This window comes from Halobacillus dabanensis (genome assembly GCF_900114165.1).
GTDB classification, from domain to species: Bacteria; Bacillota; Bacilli; order Bacillales; family Halobacillaceae; genus Halobacillus; species Halobacillus dabanensis.
In genome coordinates this window covers 58,630-71,595 of the sequence record NZ_FOSB01000002.1, presented here as the reverse complement: position 1 = coordinate 71,595, position 12,966 = coordinate 58,630, and the positions used below count along the sequence as shown (strand labels likewise).

Sequence of the window (12,966 nt, the reverse complement as noted above, 5' to 3'; positions counted from 1 at the left end):
TTTTGTCAATACCAAAAGGAGGTATATAACATGGCCAAAAAAGCGCCAGAAGTAGGAGAATACCAATACGGATTCCACGAGAAAGATGTTTCGATTTTCCGTACGCAAAAGGGTTTGACGAAAGAAGTCGTTGAACAGATCTCCAACTATAAAGAAGAACCAAAATGGATGCTCGACTTCCGTCTGAAGTCTCTAGAGCAATTTTATAAAATGCCAATGCCACAGTGGGGTGGCGATCTTTCAGAACTAAACTTTGATGATATCACGTATTATGTGAAGCCTTCCGAGCGTTCTGAACGTTCTTGGGATGAAGTGCCGGAAGAAATCAAGAACACTTTCGATCGTCTTGGAATTCCTGAAGCAGAACAGAAGTATCTTGCTGGTGTTTCAGCTCAATATGAATCTGAAGTTGTTTATCATAACATGGAGAAGGATCTCGAAGAGTTGGGTGTTATATTCAAGGATACAGATTCTGCTCTTAAAGAAAATGAAGATATTTTCAGAGAGTACTTCGGTAAGGTCATCCCTCCATCTGATAATAAGTTCGCTGCACTAAACTCAGCGGTTTGGTCTGGAGGTTCCTTTATTTATGTACCGAAAGACACCAAAGTGGAAACACCTCTACAAGCATATTTCCGAATCAACTCGGAAAACATGGGTCAGTTCGAACGTACGCTGATTATTGCAGATGAAGGTTCTTCGGTTCATTATGTAGAGGGTTGTACAGCACCGACTTATTCTTCCAGTTCCTTGCACAGTGCTGTTGTAGAAATCTTCGTTAAGGACAACGCATACTGCCGTTATACTACTATTCAAAACTGGGCGAATAACGTGTATAACCTTGTAACGAAGCGTGCAGTTGCAGAGTCTAATGCGACAATGGAATGGGTTGATGGTAACTTAGGTTCCAAGCTCACAATGAAGTATCCAGCAGTATTGCTTAAAGGGGAAGGCGCACGAGGAATGACTTTATCGATTGCTCTTGCAGGTAAAGGGCAGCACCAGGATGCAGGGGCGAAGATGCACCACTTGGCACCGAATACTTCCTCAACAATCGTATCTAAATCGATCTCTAAGCATGGTGGTAAAGTAACCTATCGTGGAATTGTTCAATTCGGTCGTAAAGCTGAGGGTGCTCGTTCAAATGTTGAGTGTGATACGCTCATCATGGACAATGAGTCCACTTCCGACACGATCCCATACAATGAAATCATGAATGAGAACATCTCTCTTGAGCATGAAGCTAAAGTTTCTAAAGTATCTGAAGAGCAGTTGTTCTACTTGATGAGTCGCGGAATCTCGGAAGAAGAAGCGACAGAAATGATTGTTATGGGCTTCATCGAGCCGTTTACAAAAGAACTACCGATGGAGTATGCTGTTGAAATGAACCGTCTCATTAAATTCGAAATGGAAGGTTCTATCGGTTAAGTGATACTGGGCCGTACAGATAATTGTCTGTACGGCTTTTTTGTGTGGAAAATTATAAGTGTTATGGTGGTGAGGGATAAGCAAGACGCATGCGTATGTTTTGTCGGAGTTAACTTTTGATCGCCATTCAGTTTGGAAGATGTTTTATGAATACAAAACGTGATACTATAATATTATCTATTAAGAGTTAAGGAAGGTACCATATGTTTTTTGTTATGTTTATTATAGGATTGATTACCGCCCTGGTCGGAAGCATTGCAGGGCTTGGTGGTGGAGTAATACTTGTTCCAGTCCTCTTGTTCTTGGGGGACTTTTATTCTTCTTTTGATTGGGTCAATCCGCAATCGATTGTAGGAATTTCTTTAGTCGTCATGATTTTTACCGGGATGTCTTCAGCAATATCTTATATGAAACATCAAAGGGTAGATAAAAAAATCGGTTTCGTTTTTTTATATGGTAGTATTCCTGGTGGGATCTTAGGTTCCTGGTTGAATCAATTTTTTAAGACAGATGGGTTTTCCTTGTTTTTCGGTGTTATGATGATTATTGTTTCTCTATTGTTTTTCATCCCGAGAAGGACTTCAGGAAGTCTGCTGTTCAAGACAGGGATAGAACGAAAGAAAACGGTGGATGGGAAAACTTATACTTATCGTATGCCCTTTATCATAGGCTTAATATTATCTTTTAGTGTTGGGATGTTGTCAGGGTTATTAGGCATCGGGGGCGGATCGCTTATGGTCCCTGCTATGATCTTGCTTTTAAATATCCCTCCACATATTGCTACTGCTACCTCGATGTTTATGATTTTTTTTGCAAGCATTAGTAGCTCAGCGACACATGTTATCCTTGGTCATGTTGAATGGGCCCACACCATTTGGTTCATCCCGGGGGCGTACCTTGGAGGGACGCTCGGTGCCAGGATCAATCGACATCTTAATGGACAAGCAGTTGAGTGGTTCTTGAGAGTTTTACTAGTATTAATTGGAATTCGCTTAATTTGGCAAGGTTTAGGGTGAGGAGACTGATGGATAATGAAGGAAAAATTATACTTTTACTATACAAGTGACTTACACAGCCATTTTGAGAATTGGCCCCAAATAGTAGGCTATTTCAATGAGAAAAAAAAGATGCATGAGCGTAAGGGTGAACAATATTGGTTGTTTGACAATGGTGATCATGTCGATCGTTTTCATCCTATCGCTGAAGGGTTGATGGGCAAAGGGAACGTAGAGCTATTGAACCAGGCTGGTTATGATGTTGCCACCATTGGTAACAATGAAGGGATTACTCTTGCTAGTGAAGATCTTCATGCACTGTATGATCAAGCAACATTTCACGTGGTATGTGCCAACCTGGAATGTAGGAGTATGGATTCACCTGATTGGCTAAAACGTTATGAAATCCTGGAATCAAAGTTTGGAACGAGAATAGGCGTTTTTGGACTGACAGCGCCATTTCAAGCTTTTTATGACAAGTTAGGGTGGGATGTAACTTCTCCCTTTGAAGTCTTGGATACGGTCGTAGAGGAGCTTTCGAGTAAAACAGATATTATCATTTTACTTTCTCATCTCGGCATTAATGAAGATGAGGAGATCGCGAGAAGATATCCGAACGTTGATATCATTATCGGGGGGCATACCCACCATCTTTTTAAAAATGGGGAGTATATCGACGGGACCTTATTGACAGCGGCGGGTAAGCATGGTACTCACTTAGGTGAAATTGCTCTGGAATGGAATGTTGATACAAGACATTTAGAAAGAAAAGAGGCTTATGCAATCCCCACCGAACAATTGAAGAAAGATGAGGTTGTATCCCACGAGGTGAATAAAATCCGTTCTAAAGCTGTCCATGAATTGGGTACTCCAGTTGCGACTCTTGAAGAACCTCTTCATATAGCGTGGTTTCAAGATACGCCCTTAATGGCTAGACTGACAGAGCAATTAAGAGTGTGGACGTCTTCCGATATCGCTATGCTGAATGCAGGAGTTCTGCTTGATCATCTTCCAGCAGGTACCATCACCTATGAGGATATCCATCGAATCTGCCCCCATCCGATGAATCCTTGCCGTGTAGACTTAAGAGGGGTTGAACTTCTTGAAGTTATTCGCGCTGCTCACACGAAGGAACTTACAGAAACAAGGTTAAAGGGATTTGGTTTTAGAGGGGAAGTTATAGGAAAAATGGTATTTGCAGGTGTTGACATTGCCTTGGAATTGGATGATGATGGAGGAGAACATGTAGTAAACGTGAGTTTTGACGGGGAACCAATTGCTCACGATCGTGTTTATCGTTTTGCGACTGCAGACACGTTTACATTCGGAAGGTTTTTTCCTGAAATTGCTTATGCAAAATCCAAAACATACTATATGCCGGAATTGCTTCGGGATCTTTTAACCGAAGCACTACAACCATAATATAAGAGCTACCTAAGAAGGTAGCTTTGTTACATAATAAGTCTGTTAGGAGTATACCATGAGAGTTGTCGCTACAAGATCACTGGAACCAGGTTCGGTATTGGCAAAGACAATATATAATGAAAATGGACAAGCCCTTCTTCATCAAGGTGTTTCTTTCACAGAAAAAGTCATTAATCGGTTGAAAGCTTATGATATTACATATGTTTACATTGAAGATGGACGAACAGAAGATGTAATCGCCCATTCGCCTATATCAGAACAAATGCGAATGAAAGCTATTAAATCTATAAAACAAACGTTTTCCGCCGCAAATCATTCATTTACTACAAAGAGTTATATGTTGGAGCGTTCAGGGACTGAAATGCGGGGCGTCGTAAGATCTCTAATGGAGGAACTTCGGAACCATAAAGAAGTTGTTTCTTTACTTTCAGATGTCTTTACCTTTGATGATTATATATTTACCCACTCCCTTAATGTGACAATGTATGCTCTTGCCCTTGGTAAGGAATTACGGCTTTCAACTGTACAATTAGAAGAGCTGGGACTTGGGTCCATCCTTCATGACGTAGGAAAAATCAGTGTCCCAAGAGAAATACTTCAGAAGCGTGGCAAGCTGACAGAGGAAGAGTTCGAATGGATTAAAATACATTCAGAAGCTGGATTTGAAATGTTGAGACAATCTCCGAATATCCCTCTTCTAGCCGCTCATTGTGCATATCAACATCATGAAAGGCTGGATGGTTCTGGGTATCCACGCGGCATTTATGGTCAAGATATACATTTGTTTGGAAAGATATTAGCGATCGCAGATGTATTTGACGCAGTGACTAGTAACCGTGTTTATCGTGAAGCTATGCTTCCACATGAAGGCTTAGAGATCTTATATTCAGGTGCCGGTACTCTTTTTGATAAAGATATGGTCGAAGCTTTCCGACGTTGTATTGCTGTATATCCAAATGGGTTATCGGTCAGACTCGGCGACGGGAGGAAAGGTATTGTTGTTAAACAGCATCCTCACCTTTGTGATCGTCCCACAGTCAGAATAATAAATGACGATCGCACTATAGGTCAGGATCTTGATTTATCAAAAGAATTGAATATAATGGTAACCAATTGCCACACAACATCGGTAAGTTAATGCTTAAACCCTCTTTTCCATCATATAGATAGGAGAGGAGGGTTGTTCTATGACAAAAAGAAGTGCGACAAGTGAATCCTCAATAGGAAAGCGACTAGTACTTAGTTTATTGTTTTTTGCTATATTCACAGCGTTAAGTCTGTGGTTCATCAATAGAGGAGTAACTCCTGCACTTGTTGAAATTGCTGAAACAAGGGCTCAACAACTTGCGAGAGATGCCATTAACGAAGCGGTCAGTAAACAGATTGCTGAGGATTTACAGTTTAATGATCTTGTGAAAATGGAGCAGGATGAGCAAGGTAATATAGTTTATATGGGGTGGAATTCTGTAGTCGTGAATAGAGCGTTAAGAAATACTACGATACGCGTGCAGAATTATTTGCGCCGTATGGAGTTAGGGGAACTTCCCATGGAAGATACATCACTTCAACCGGATATAGATCCTGATATGTCACAAGAAGAGTTGGGAGAACAACCCGCCACTCTTATTGAACTCCCCATAGGAATGGCTACGAATAATAGCTTGCTTGCCAACTTAGGACCAAAAGTTCCTGTGCAATTGCGTGTAATCGGCGACGTACAGTCGGAAGTTGAAAGTGAAATTACTGAGTATGGGATTAATGCAGCTTTATTTGAATTAACGATTCATTTTGAAGTCAATGTCCGAATTGTTATCCCTTTTTCCACTGAAACGACGACAGTGACAAATAATATCCCTATTGATCAAGCAACTATAATAGGAGAAGTCCCTCAATTTTACGGAGGTATGGCGGGAGAAGAGGGGAATCCATCTTTTTCCTATCCAATGGATCCCTTGCAATAATGATCAACCCCTGATAAAATGGCTAAGAATTGAATATGCGTGACCTTATCAGATCGGTGAGGTAGAGGTGCATACACCATCAGTAATCAATTGGAGCCAAGACAAGCGAGGATGATTGATGAAAGGGGTAGTTTGCCGAAGTATAGCATAGCGAGTCAAGCTATGTGATGCTGGTGTATATCTGAACAAGAGCTACACTGTCATGCATGCTTTTGGGTGCATGGGGCGCTACTGATCGAAATGGAGGATAATCAAATTGCCGCAAAAGGCAATGGTAGGTTATTTTCTATCATTGTCTTTTTTTATTCCTCAATTTTAATCCGCAGTAGCCTTCCAAATCCCGTTACATCAAGATTTACGGAGGGGAAACACATGGAAGGAACCATCTTTTCTTTAATTCCAGCAGTATTAATGTTAGTCCTTGTATTGCTTACAAGGAAAGTTATCCTATCCTTAGGGATTGGGATTATCGTAGGAGCATTCATGCTCACACAAATGGATATAGGAGCAGGGCTTGCCTTGATCTGGTCGCTCTTTGCAGGTATTTTTGTGAGTGATGGATCGCTTAATATGGGGAGCATTTATTTATTATCTTTCCTATTTTTACTGGGTATCACTACAGCTTTTATGACAGCATCAGGAGGCAGTCGTGCGTTTGGGCGTTGGGCTGTAGAACGCATTCGTACAAGGAAGGGGGCTAAGCTTGTCCCGTCTATGCTTGGGATTGTTATTTTTATTGATGATTATTTCAATGCTCTGGCAGTTGGACAAGTAGCCCGGCCTGTGACGGATCGTTATAAGGTGTCCAGAGCGAAACTTGCGTACTTTATTGACTCAACATCCGCTCCAATCACGGTGATATCTCCAATTTCAAGTTGGGGAGCTTATATCATCGGGACCATTGGTAGCATTCTTGCAACTAATGAAATAACAGAGTATCAAGCCTTAGAAGCTTTCGTCCTAATGATTCCGGCTAATTTATATGTTTTTGCAGCATTGCTGCTCGTATTTTTAACAATATATCTAAGGTTGGATATTGGACCAATGAAAGTCCATGAAAAACGTGCCTTGGAAACAGGGGAATTGAATGACCCGGAAAAAGGAGATGTTCCAGGTGATTTGAGTGATGAATTCAAAGAACATGGAAACGGAAAGATTTCCCATCTGGTTTGGCCGATTATTTCTCTGATTGTAGGCACAGTAGCCATGATGGTAATCACGGGAATTCAGAACACGGAAGGTCCAGCTGATCTTTTGTCTATATTTGCGAACACCAATGTAAACATTTCCTTGTTCACGGGTGGTGTTGTATCTGTATTGATTGCCCTCTTTCTCTACTTGAGCCAGCCGAAGCCTAAATCCGGTTTGCCGCTTGTCTTTGGTCAAGGTATGAAAGCCATGCTGCCTGCCATATATATTTTGGTATTTGCATGGATGATCGGAGATATCATTGGACAATTGCAAACGGGTGAATACCTTGCCCAACAGTTCAGTGAAGCAGATATTAATCTTGCGTATTTGCCATTGATTATATTCCTATTGTCAGGGTTTATGGCACTATCTACAGGGACATCTTGGGGTACATTTGGTATTATGCTACCTATTGCAGGGGAGATTGCAGCTGTATCGGATCCAACATTGATTCTTCCGGCACTATCTGCCGTATTGGCAGGTTCCGTCTTTGGGGATCATTGTTCACCGATTTCTGATACAACAATCCTTTCTTCTACTGGAGCGGGGTCCAATCATATCGATCACGTATTGACTCAGCTTCCTTATGCAATTATCGCAGCAGTTGCCTCATCTATCGGTTATGTGATACTAGGACTGTCCGGTCAAATATGGCTACCATTGGTTCTTACCCTTATTATTGTGGCAGGGATTGCATTGATCATTCATAAGTTCAATCCGCAGACTTCTAAATAATTGACGTTAATAGTAATGACGAGCATGAAACTTTATGTTTTATGCTCGTTATTTTTTTGGTCTAACAGGTTACTGGATAAGCATAAAAATACAATTAAGCTCTGTTAATAATTACTTAACTAATAAGCAGAAGGGAGAGGATCTTACATGTAGTATAAATGAAGCTCCTCTGCTCATAGTGTATAAATGGATAAGGTAGCTGACCATATATTCTTCCTTTGTCGAAAAATAAATCAACCAATAACCATATATAGGGACTTTTTTCATAATTAAAAGTTTTATTAAATATTTATACTTTTTAGTCCTTCTTTCGTAATTCATTTATCCTGCTTCCAAATTCTGAAAATTTAAAAATAACTTTGACAAGCCGCTTGCTCATGGTTATAATTTAAGCAGAATAATCAGAAAAATAAAAATTGATAAACATCTCTTTTGAGTCTTTGGTTTGAGATGTTTAACAACAGGAGGTCTTTCGCATGGAAAATCGTGCACAGTGGGGAACACGGGCCGGTTTTATACTGGCAGCCGTCGGTTCAGCAATCGGTTTAGGTAACATTTGGCGTTTCCCAGCAGTAGCCTATGAAAATGGTGGAGGAGCATTTTTTATTCCGTACCTTTTCGCCCTTTTGACTGCCGGTATTCCGTTACTAGTGATGGAATTCACCATCGGTCATAAATACCGTGGTTCAGCACCACTTTCATTCTTTAAAATGAACAGGAAAACAGAATGGCTTGGCTGGTGGGCTGTACTAGTTTCATTCGTAATATCCACTTATTACGCTGTCATCATTGCCTGGGCAATATCATACAGTATATTTGCTTTCAACCTTTCTTGGGGAGACGATACAGAAGGCTTTTTATTTAGTGAGTATTTGCAATTATCCGTTGATCCTGGTCAAACAGGAAGCCTTGTACCTGGTGTCTTGATCCCACTTCTTATTGTATGGCTGGTTACCTTAGGTGTTCTCTTCAAGGGTGTTAAAAAAGGGATTGAAGTTGCTAATAAAATTTTCATCCCAACATTAGTTGTCCTTTTCTTAATTATTGTCATCCGGGCAATTACACTGCCTGGTGCTGCAGAAGGATTGCAGACATTCTTCGCACCTGACTTTAGCGCTATTATGGATAGTTCTGTATGGGTTGCAGCTTATGGACAGATTTTCTTCAGTCTTTCCATCGCCTTTGCCATTATGATCACCTATTCAAGTTATCTTCCAAAGAAATCAGATTTAACGAACAATGCCTTTATTGCTGGTTTTGGTAACTCCAGCTTCGAGCTTTTGGCGGGGATAGGTGTATTCGGAGCCCTGGGCTTTATGGCCTCCCAAAGTAATGTTCCTGTCGGGGAAGTTGTAAGTGGGGGTGTAGGACTTGCGTTTGTGGTCTTCCCACAAATCATTAATGAGTTCCCGGCACTGAATGGTTTATTTGGTTTCTTATTCTTTGCATCTCTTGTGTTGGCTGGGTTGTCTTCATTGATTTCCATATCTGAGACGTATGTAGCTGGTTTGAGTGAGAAATTCGGTCTTTCAAGGAAAGCCGCGGTAGGACTTGGCGGAGGGCTTGCAGCTCTGATTTCTCTATTATTTGCAACACAGGGAGGGTTATTCTTCCTGGATGCGGCCGATTACTTTATCAACCAATTCGGAGTTGCTTTTGTAGGACTTGTTGAAGTTGTAGTCATTGCATGGTTCCTGCGTAAGCTTGGTGATTTCCAAAACCATGCCAATGGAATTTCTGACATCCGCCTAGGAGGCTGGTGGAAAATATGTCTTGGTGGCATCACACCGATTGTCCTTGGATTTATGATGTTCGATCTTTTCAAAACCAACCTTCTTAAACAATTCGAAACAGAAACAGGTAACTATGAAGGATATACCGATGGTTTCATTTTATTCGGTGGTTGGTTCGTCGCAGCGTTCGCCCTCGTTGTCGGTTTCTTTATGACATTAAAACGCTGGGATGCTAAGGCAGTTGATGAGGTGAAGAAGGAGGTAAGCTGAGATGACAGCTAGTGCAATTACAATGATGGTTATCGGGATGATCGTAATATGGGGTGGCCTCGCTGCTAGTATTACGAACGCTGTGAAAAAATCCAAATGATAAAAAAGCGTCGCACTTAAACAGTGCGACGCTTTCATTTTGGTGAGGATATTATGTGGTTGAAATTTTCCTTGAGAGCGACTTCTGTCTCTAACGCTAAGCCGCTCTTGTCATTGATTTTATTCGCTCGTTTCTAGCTATTGTTTTTTGCCATTCGCTCCCATTTTCTTAAAAAATGATAAGGATCGAAAGACCACTCGTTCTTCCCGTTATCTTGATACATTCCATAGTGTAAATGAGGTGGGAACTTCCCTGAAGTGCCAGGAGGACCATATCCGGAGGCACCCACAGCACCGATTACATCGCCTGGCTGGACGATGTCCCCTACTTTTATATCTTCCGAAAAGTTCTGTAAGTGTGCATAATAGTGGTAAATGTTGTAGATATCCCTAATACCGATTCGCCATCCACCAAACTTGTTCCAGCCTTTCATTTCCACTACTCCATAAGTCGTGGATTTGACTGGCACTCCATAATTGGCGAAAATGTCTGTCCCCTCATGTATTCTACGTCCGCCAAATCCTCTTGCATCGCCCCATGTACTCCTATAGCTATAATTCGATTGAGTTGGAAGTGGGAAATCGCGATTCGTTAAATTGACGGTTTGGAACTTATGGAACACTTTAGCTGTATTCATGATGGTTTGGACAGTAAGGTCTCGTTTGTAATAATTCCATAATGCAATTTTAATATCCTCTTTCGTTGTGCCATAAGATTTAATGTAATTGCCAATCGACCACAATACATCCTCATCATTATTTAACTCAGCTTTCGAATCACCGTTCCCATCTGCTCCCCATCCATCAGGGAAGAGAGCAGATGGCATTTCACCGGCAGAACCAGTCCAAAACATAGGATCGGCTTCAATAGCTGTGACCCTTCCTTTTTTGGGGTCGTCATGGACCTGTCTTTCATATTGATCGATTGCAGCTAGATACTCCCACGGTACATCAGTGACAGCAGATGTTTTTTTATAAAGAGCCATGCGTGCATCACTTTCCTCATCTGCATGGATTACACCAGCAAACAAAAAGCTATAGAGGCAAAGAGATACAATCATTGTACCAATGTATTTCATAATTTCACCTTCAACATTTTGATACCTTTAGCATGAGGCAACAGCTCTTGTGTTATGAATGGAAAAAATGGGTTGGGTATCAGTTTTCCATACCCGTGTCTTCTTTAGTATTCCTGTTTCTGCCTTGCGGTGATTCTTTCATCTTTTTGATTATGCTGTCGATGGTGTCATTGTACCCCTGGTCATATACAGTCGAGTTGCCTAAACTTTGGACATCACCGAAGGAAGCGGGGTTATCTGAAACATACACGTGGTAAAAACTTGGTACTAAAGAATAAGCTGTTTTCTGGACCATTTCGGCTGCTTGTTCACGCTCCATATCTCCTGCCTTTTTATAAGCTACAAGGACTTCGTTATCTGTAACGACCGTAGCTACATCGTCAAAGTTATCATATCGGAGAATCATCCTTGAGATCATGTCTGCCATTTGCTCTCGATTCACTTTGATTTCCCGATTTTTTTCATTATCCTGGTTTAATTGATTTTTATTAAACCTTACGTAACCCACTTGTCCATCCTCTGGTTCGTCATTATAGCCATCCATTGCATTTCCATTTAGTGTGTCATCATCCATCTTGTTATGTGCTTCTTCTTCTTTTGTTTCTTGACATCCTGCGGCAAGGAGTACAATCACCATAAGGGGTGCCATGAGTTTCCAAAAATTATTCAACATACTTCCTCCTTATAATTGTTTGGTTTTATAGTATTTAGAGTGAGCAGTTTCATTGGAAACATACCTTTATAAGAAAGTTGTGTTTTCTCCATTATGGTGAAATGTGATACACTGAGAGCAGGATAGAGGTGATGCAAATGATTGAACTTTCAGGGAAAACCTATGACATCTTAGAGGACTTTCAAGAAGGCTTCCAACAGGAAGAAGTAGAAAGCCGATTTAGCGATATTTTAAATAAATATGATTTCATTGTTGGTGACTGGGGATATGGTCAATTAAGGTTGAAAGGTTTTTATGATGATCAAAATTCCAAAGCCACTTTCGATACGAAGATCAGTACGTTAGAAGATTATTTGTATGAATACTGTAATTTCGGTTGCTCTTATTTTGTATTAAAAAGAATTCGTCAATAAAAACGGCGCGCTTAATATAGCACGCCGTTTTTTATTTTATATTTCTTCCTACCTATTCCATGTTAAAGCAGGTAAGGAAGGTAATTGCGTAGTTCTTCCGCTTCCATTGCACTTAGTTGAAACATATGCTCAAGGTGTCCATCTCTGTTAATCGCTTCGTGATCGAGCAAGGCCTGCCGGTTCTTAGGTAAGTTGATAACCATTGTTTGGTTGTTGAAATAGTCCGCCTTCATTAACGCAAGTTCAAATCTGTGGCTTCCGGCCGTAAAAGATACGAAACGGGTGCTTGTGCTTTGTGTAATATCCTCTAGAAGAGGGCGTTCTGCCATATCTTCATCATCTCCTGTTTCTTGAATCATCGTTGTTTTTTCTCCATATTTCCGCAGCTGTAAAAAGCTTTGCCAATATTATGTCCGAATAAAGGGAGATTAATTCTAGAGGAGAGAGTGAGCGATTGAATGTATGATTGTGTTATCATAAGCGTAAAAGCATGCATAAGTAATGGAGGGCAGGATATGTATTTCGTAAATAGAGAAAAAATTGAAGAGATCTTATCTTATATGGAGAAAATACAAAAGGAATTGGTGGAAAGACACTTTGAAAGCTTTTCTGAATATCTTCTTCTTGAAAGAATGACACATTTAAATATCGAAGCAATTATTGATGTTGGCAATATGATGATTGATGGGTTCATTATGCGTGATCCAGGCAGTTATGAAGATATTATAGATATTTTAACAGATGAAAAAGTTTTACCTGCCGAGGAGCAAGATGCTTATAAGCATTTTATACAAATGCGAAAGATGGTTGTTCAGCATTATACAGCAGTGGATCATCAACAATTGTTAGAAGGATGGAAAAAGCACTGGTCTTCCATCACTGCCTTTCCGGACCGGGTACGTTATTATTTAGAAAATGAATTAGGACCGGTCTCCGCTTTTACCAAGAGGTGAGAAAGACGAGG

The 12,966-nt window shown here is 40.6% G+C and carries 13 protein-coding genes and 1 riboswitch; of the genes, 10 read left to right on the top strand and 3 right to left on the bottom strand.

Going from position 1 to position 12,966, the window contains the following annotated elements; genetic code table 11:
- Window positions 1-30 precede the first annotated feature (30 nt).
- The 8 genes from sufB to BMZ58_RS20755 all read left to right on the top strand — a co-directional run bounded on the left by sufB (window position 31) and on the right by BMZ58_RS20755 (window position 9,838).
- A complete protein-coding gene (gene sufB / locus BMZ58_RS03525; RefSeq protein WP_075035188.1) occupies window positions 31-1,428 on the top strand; it encodes a Fe-S cluster assembly protein SufB in 1,398 nt (465 codons plus the stop codon).
- A gap of 203 nt (window positions 1,429-1,631) precedes the next feature.
- Window positions 1,632-2,444: a sulfite exporter TauE/SafE family protein gene (locus BMZ58_RS03520; protein ID WP_075035187.1), complete on the top strand. Its 813-nt coding sequence runs from the start codon at window positions 1,632-1,634 to the stop codon at window positions 2,442-2,444.
- A 15-nt stretch (window positions 2,445-2,459) separates the two neighbouring features.
- Entirely contained in the window at window positions 2,460-3,845 is a 1,386-nt protein-coding gene (locus BMZ58_RS03515; RefSeq protein WP_075035186.1) for a bifunctional metallophosphatase/5'-nucleotidase, read from the top strand.
- A 58-nt stretch (window positions 3,846-3,903) separates the two neighbouring features.
- On the top strand, window positions 3,904-4,986 hold the full coding sequence (locus BMZ58_RS03510; protein WP_075035185.1) for a cyclic di-GMP phosphodiesterase: 1,083 nt from the start codon (window positions 3,904-3,906) through the stop codon (window positions 4,984-4,986).
- A 49-nt stretch (window positions 4,987-5,035) separates the two neighbouring features.
- Complete coding sequence (yunB, locus tag BMZ58_RS03505) at window positions 5,036-5,809, top strand: sporulation protein YunB (protein ID WP_075035184.1); 774 nt, start codon at window positions 5,036-5,038, stop codon at window positions 5,807-5,809.
- 54 nt (window positions 5,810-5,863) lie between these two features.
- A riboswitch (Lysine riboswitch) is annotated at window positions 5,864-6,048 on the top strand.
- Window positions 6,049-6,181: 133 nt separating this feature from the next.
- Window positions 6,182-7,735 (top strand): Na+/H+ antiporter NhaC family protein, encoded by a 1,554-nt coding sequence (locus tag BMZ58_RS03500; RefSeq protein ID WP_075035183.1) that lies wholly within the window; start codon window positions 6,182-6,184, stop codon window positions 7,733-7,735.
- A 476-nt stretch (window positions 7,736-8,211) separates the two neighbouring features.
- The gene (locus BMZ58_RS03495; RefSeq protein WP_075035182.1) at window positions 8,212-9,738 is read left to right on the top strand and encodes a sodium-dependent transporter; all 1,527 of its coding nucleotides are present in this window, start codon (window positions 8,212-8,214) and stop codon (window positions 9,736-9,738) included.
- Window position 9,739: 1 nt separating this feature from the next.
- Window positions 9,740-9,838 carry a methionine/alanine import family NSS transporter small subunit gene (locus BMZ58_RS20755; RefSeq protein ID WP_075035181.1) on the top strand — a complete coding sequence of 33 codons (99 nt, stop codon included), beginning with the start codon at window positions 9,740-9,742 and terminating at the stop codon, window positions 9,836-9,838.
- Between the two features lie 133 nt (window positions 9,839-9,971).
- Here the strand turns inward: BMZ58_RS20755 and BMZ58_RS03485 are convergent, their stop codons facing one another.
- On the bottom strand, window positions 9,972-10,916 hold the full coding sequence (locus BMZ58_RS03485; RefSeq protein WP_075035180.1) for a M23 family metallopeptidase: 945 nt from the start codon (window positions 10,914-10,916) through the stop codon (window positions 9,972-9,974).
- A gap of 79 nt (window positions 10,917-10,995) precedes the next feature.
- Window positions 10,996-11,589: a YhcN/YlaJ family sporulation lipoprotein gene (locus BMZ58_RS03480; protein ID WP_075035179.1), complete on the bottom strand. Its 594-nt coding sequence runs from the start codon at window positions 11,587-11,589 to the stop codon at window positions 10,996-10,998.
- 137 nt (window positions 11,590-11,726) lie between these two features.
- On the opposite strand from BMZ58_RS03480, the gene BMZ58_RS03475 reads away from it, so the two are divergent.
- Window positions 11,727-12,002, top strand: coding sequence for a YutD family protein (locus BMZ58_RS03475; protein WP_075035614.1), 276 nt, complete (start codon window positions 11,727-11,729; stop codon window positions 12,000-12,002).
- 62 nt (window positions 12,003-12,064) lie between these two features.
- Here BMZ58_RS03475 and BMZ58_RS03470 read toward each other — a convergent pair whose 3' ends face one another.
- Window positions 12,065-12,361, bottom strand: a complete 297-nt coding sequence (locus BMZ58_RS03470; RefSeq protein ID WP_244151484.1) for a DUF3055 domain-containing protein — start codon at window positions 12,359-12,361, stop codon at window positions 12,065-12,067.
- Between the two features lie 156 nt (window positions 12,362-12,517).
- Between BMZ58_RS03470 and BMZ58_RS03465 the strand changes: the two genes are divergently transcribed.
- Window positions 12,518-12,955: a DUF86 domain-containing protein gene (locus BMZ58_RS03465; protein WP_075035178.1), complete on the top strand. Its 438-nt coding sequence runs from the start codon at window positions 12,518-12,520 to the stop codon at window positions 12,953-12,955.
- The last annotated feature ends 11 nt before the right edge of the window (window positions 12,956-12,966 follow it).